The following is a 5,008-nucleotide window of genomic DNA, read 5'->3' as shown; positions in this document are numbered from 1 at the left end:
GATAAAATAAATTTTATTCTTTATTATTTCGTCTGAAACCGAAAACGAGAGGCTCTTTCTGGGCATAAAACTATTTGTGCTGGAAATGAATTTCTAAAACAAACCTTTCTTATCAAAACAAAATTAGCTGTTAACAGAGCTTCTGTTCTTAACTCCTTGTAAAAACAATAGGATTAACAAAAAACGGTGATAATAAAGGTTCACAAAAAAGCCCCCGGGTTTCCCCGGAGGCCAATCCCAAATTAATTATAAAAACCTGCTAATAACAACGCACCGCAAACAACGCTGCCGGCACATGCTCCGACGGGTGTTCCAGCTCAATGATCAGTTCATCCGTAGTTACCGGCTGTTGCAACTGAATATGGTTTTGCGTCTGGTAATTATCCTTTTTTTCTGCTATGATATTTCCCTCAGCATCTTTGATCCTGTAATTCCTTACACAGAAAGGCATTACTGCTTCGGGATGCGACATCAATACTGATTCCATCGGGTGGTCATAGTCGGTATCCATACAAAGGTAGATGCGGCTGATCTGCTGCGGTGTGCTCCACTTCAGCCTGAGCTGTGGCTGCGGATCGTTCCAGTCAGCCACCCAGGCATTGGGCGCATTCGTTGGCCGGTCCGTGCCGTTGCGTACATTTTCCGCATGGAACAGGTTGATGCCCTGCTGGTATTTCAGGTCGATATTATGCCCTTCCGGCCGGCGTTGCGGGCACCAGAACTCAAATGCTTCCATCCCGATATCTTCCGGGGGTGTTTGTTTGCCGTAATTGGATACGGCTTTGTTTACACTGTTGAATACAGATAGCATCCCGGTTACCCGCTTTTCCGTAAAGTGCAATTCCACCAATGGATTCTTTATAAAAGTGATAAATGCGTAAGCGGCATTTTCTATAGCTGTATTAAAGCGGAGGTCCACACAATTCCTCCCCGGATGCAGGGGAATGGTTTGTTTGGCAAGGGTAATATCCGGTGTGTGATTACCGGGCTTACTACTTACGCGCAGCTCTACCTCCAGTTCGGTATTGCCGGTTGCTTCTGCATGAAAAATAAAAGGCGCTACTTCCCCTTCCTGCAATGGCAGCATTTGCGCTACGGAAAGTGTTAATGGCTTCAAAAGCGGCTTACCCGGAAACGCTTTGAACACCAGTTCGCTGGAAGCGGTGATCACAGCAGATTGTACCAGGTCCCTGCTGTCTTTCAGCGTGAGCCCCGGAATATATTGCCCGGTACTCAGTAAACGCTGCTGCAAAGCGGTGATATGTCCCCGGTTAAAAATATCAGCCGGCAAAATATTGTTCTCCTTACAAAGAGCGGCGGCTACGCCCACTGCCTGCGACACATAAGCGGCGGTAGCCATTACTCTTGTAGAGGCAAAAGCCACATGCGATGCACTGATAATACGCCCTGCCAGGAAGAGGTTCGTGATATTCCTGCTGTACAGGCTGCGGTAAGGCACCTGGTAAATACCTTTACTGTGCCATTGATTGCAACCCGGCTTTTCACTGAAAACACCGTCGGCAGGGTGCAGGTCAACCGACCAGCCGCCGAATGCAACGGCATCTTCATGGGTACGCTGTTCAATGATATCCTGTTGTTTCATGATGTAATCCCCTTCAAAACGGCGGCTTTCCCTTTTACCGGGAATAGCGCCAACCCATTCCAGGGTAAGCGTTTCCGCTTCGGGGAAATTGCCCGAGTTCTTTATATAGTCCCATACACCGTAAATCACTTTCCACAGTTCCCATTTAATGTCTTCTGTATCGTGTACCGTGTCAAGGCGGCCACCATATTCCACCCACCACAGGCGGCAGCCGAAATCCTTTGCATTGAATGTTTTAAACCGCGGGATCCTGGTAATGTCTTTCAGCGCAAACTCAGGAGCGGTAAAGGCTACCGGCTTACCGGCATCTTTACTGTAGAAATAAAGCGTATGCCCCAGCAGTTCGCCATACTCAGCAGAGGGTGCAAATTTCTCCCCAAATTCTTCCCGGCTTTCGGCGCCCATACGGAAAGCGGCGCCCGACAGGAAGCCCACTACCCCATCGCCGGAGGCATCGCAGAAAAGCGGGGCGGATAAACGATATTCCTTCTGGTTCTGGCTGCAAAAGGCTTTCACGGAGCTGATGGTGGCGGCATCCTTTTTTTCTACTTCGTATACGGCTGTATTCAGCAACAACGTGATGTTGGGTTCTCTCTTTACTTTATCCAGCAGCACGATGTCAAATATAACGGGGTTGCCTTCCGGGTTGCGATAGGTGTTCTCTACCAGGATCTCATCTACCAAACCTCCTTCCCTCGCCCAGCGGTTGTTGTTGCCCATATGCGATGTGGCCCCCAGGATCCATAAACGAACCTCGCTGCTTGAATTACCTCCTAATACCGGTCTGTCCTGCACCAGCACTACTTTCAATCCCTGCCTCGCCGCTGTGATGGCGCAACACACGCCTGAAAGACCACCACCTGTAATAACCAGGTCGGCGCTTATAGCGATGCCGGGGAAAGAGCGACTGTTTGTTTCTCCAGATTTTATCATGATTGTACGGTTATAATTTTTACTGTTCTTTTATTGTTTTTGATACTACTACAAAACCACCGGGCTTCACCAGCGATACCGTGAGCGGATTCCGTGTAACGGGGATGGTTACTTCCTGGCTTTCACCGGGTTTCAGCGTTCGCAGCTCCACAGCACTGTTACCGTACATCAACTGGTAATTACGCATCACATAAGAAGGAAAATCAACGCGGGCGGTGATCTTTACAATAGCTTTATCTCCATTTACTTTTACGGGTTCAATAACAGCGGGTGCAAATTCTTCCTGCCACACCGGGTACACCGGGCGCAAGCTCCGGTCGGGCGCTACCAGCCCCCATGCGCGGTAACCATTAGCATCTGTTCCGGGAAAACGGCTCATGTAATCATTAAAGGTCCATACCGAAGCGCCGATGAGATAGCTACATTGCCGGAATACCTGCATGGCTTTCCTGAAATAAGTGATACGGTCTTCCTCTTTCCCGTTTTGCGGTAAACGCATACCAAACTCGCTGATATAAACGGGTTTATCGGGATACACTTCATGAATATGCTGCAAATGCGCCAGCTGCTCATTCCCATAGATGTTGGTACTGATAAAATCCACGTAATTGGAGGCTTCGTCTTCAGGTTTCTTCACATAATCCCGCCAAACATTGAAGCTGGCGAAGGTAACAAGCCGCGTGGCATCAAGCGATCTTACAAACGCCTTCATATCCTTCACCCAGGCAATACCTTCCGGGGTTTGCGACTGGAACTCGTTGCCAAGACTGTAAGCAATAATGCTGGGGTGATTCCAGTCGCGCTCCACCATCTCTTTTAATTGCGACTGGTATTTTGCTCTCATCTTCGGATCGGCCATCTGCCGTGGCGTCATTTGCCAGTTACCGGCTTCAGTGATGATGAGCAGGCCGTGTTTATCGGCCCAGTTGAGCATATCTTCAGAAACCGGGTAATGACTGATCCTGGAAAGTTCCATACTACCGCTTTTTATCAGCTGCAGATCTTTCTCCAGCACGTTTTCCGGATCAAGGGAACCGTAACCGGGATAATCCAATGGCCGGTTGCAGCCACCCATACGTACCGGTTCACTATTCAGCAGCAGTTGTGTACCTTTAATTTCCAGCCGGCGGATACCGAAAATTTTCCGCATGGTATCTGCACCGGCCACCACCTCTGCTTCGTAAAGATGGGGCGCATCCTGGTCCCATAGCTTTGCAGCAGGCAACGTGCCTTCCAACACCACCCTTGATGCATTGGCGGATATTTGTTTGAAACGGATATTACTCTTGCCGCCGGCGTGAAAGATGTTCACCTGTACCTGTGGCGACTGGTAATTTTTCAAAGCCGTGATCACCTGTATACGGGCATTGCCTTTTTTCAGATCCGGTTCAGCCACTACTTTCACATTCTCTATAAAGGCATCCGGGCGTGTAATAAGGTGCACCGGTCTTGTAATACCGCCGTAATTCATCCAGGCATATAACTGCACCACATTTGGTGCGTCTTTGGCATCACTGGCCTTGGCGCCGGGGATAGTGGTAGTATCCCAGGCATTATTTACCGACAGGGCCAGGGTGTTCTTATCTTTCAGCAAGTGGGTTACTTCTATTTCAAAAGGTGTATACCCACCTTCGTGCTCACCCACCGGTTGCCCATTCAGCCATACACGGGTTTTATAAAAAACTGCGTCGAACTGCAGGAAGGTACGCTGTCCTTTCCGCGCCAGCGGCGCGTTGAACTGTTTAAAATACCAGGCCGTTCCCGTATAAAAAAAATAGCGCTTATCCACTGAAAAACTATGTGGCACCTGCACTTTATCAAAGCGTGCTGAAACAAAATCTGCAGCAAACCACCGGGCCTGTTCGCCAGTATTCAAAGGATCTAACGCAAACGTCCATACGCCGTTCAGCGATAACTTTGTACTTCCCTGCGACAAAGCAAGTAAAGGACATATCAATAACAGGAAGAGTATCTTTTTCATCTTCATTCTTCAGTATTATTTTCAAACACCACTTTACCGGTGTTGGTATTATTTACTTTCAGCGACTGCCCTACCGCAGAGAAACGATTGTTTGTAATTTTCAACAGTTTGATCCCGCTTGCATTGATGCCTGTAGCTGCATTGGAAAACGAACAGTGATCAAACTGAATGGCCCCTATTGCCATTGCATCCGTACCGCTGTTACCAATAGCTACCAATCCTGTTTTACCAATACGGGCCTCCCAACCACTGGCGTTAAAGCTGCATTCCTGTATAGTCACATCCTGCGGAAAAGTGGCCTCGTTATGCGTAATGATCTCCGTGCCTAACACCAGTGCAGGATACATGATATGATCATAAGTAACCTGCTGCAGGGAGGCTTTTGTACACTTGATCACACCCGCACAACCGGCAATATTCCTGAAGGTGCTATGTGTAAGCCTATATTCATCAATATCCCAGTTGTACACCGTAATGAGCGTACCTGCCTG

3 protein-coding genes are annotated in these 5,008 nt (G+C 48.4%); all 3 read right to left on the bottom strand.

Annotation, left to right across the window (positions count from 1 at the left end; all coding sequences use genetic code 11):
- Positions 1 to 259: 259 nt before the first annotated feature.
- Positions 260 to 2,536, bottom strand: a complete 2,277-nt coding sequence (locus VN105_RS09660; RefSeq protein WP_325640254.1) for an FAD-dependent oxidoreductase — start codon at positions 2,534 to 2,536, stop codon at positions 260 to 262.
- A 19-nt stretch (positions 2,537 to 2,555) separates the two neighbouring features.
- Entirely contained in the window at positions 2,556 to 4,517 is a 1,962-nt protein-coding gene (locus VN105_RS09655) for a glycoside hydrolase family 2 protein (RefSeq protein ID WP_325640252.1), read from the bottom strand.
- Between the two features lie 2 nt (positions 4,518 to 4,519).
- Positions 4,520 to 5,008, bottom strand: a 489-nt coding sequence (locus VN105_RS09650; protein ID WP_325640250.1) for a hypothetical protein, incomplete at its 5' end; no start/stop codon positions are given.

It is taken from the genome of Chitinophaga sp., assembly GCF_035564935.1.
Taxonomy (GTDB): Bacteria; Bacteroidota; Bacteroidia; order Chitinophagales; family Chitinophagaceae; genus Chitinophaga.
Note: the sequence above shows the minus strand (reverse complement) of the source record. Positions and strands in the feature narration are given on the sequence as shown.